At 59.8% G+C, this 326-nt stretch carries 1 protein-coding gene; it reads left to right on the top strand.

Going from position 1 to position 326, the window contains the following annotated elements; translation table 11 throughout:
* Positions 1–19 precede the first annotated feature (19 nt).
* A partial coding sequence (locus HMPREF2924_RS26310; protein WP_004162934.1) for an IS5/IS1182 family transposase occupies positions 20–326 on the top strand: 307 nt, incomplete at its 3' end.

Below are 326 nucleotides of genomic sequence, written 5' to 3'. Positions count from 1 at the left end.
CCACCCACCGAGTTTCCCGATGAAGCAGATGACCTTCGCCGACGCCGAGTACGCTGGCAAGCGCAAGCAAACCCGCAAGGAGTTGTTCCTGATCGAGATGGATCGGGTGGTGCCGTGGAAGGGCTTGATTGCTTTGATCGAGCCACATTATCCGAAGGGTGAAGGTGGCCGTCCGGCCTACCCGTTGATGGCGATGCTGCGTGTGCATCTGCTGCAGAACTGGTTCGGCTACAGCGATCCAGCGATGGAGGAAGCGCTGTACGAAACCACGATCCTGCGCCAGTTTGCCGGGCTGAACCTGGAGCGCATCCCCGACGAAACCACCA

It is taken from the genome of Pseudomonas sp. HMSC063H08 (genome assembly GCF_001813645.1).
GTDB classification, from domain to species: domain Bacteria; phylum Pseudomonadota; class Gammaproteobacteria; order Pseudomonadales; family Pseudomonadaceae; genus Pseudomonas; species Pseudomonas aeruginosa.
This window is presented reverse-complemented; position numbering and strand designations above follow the sequence as displayed.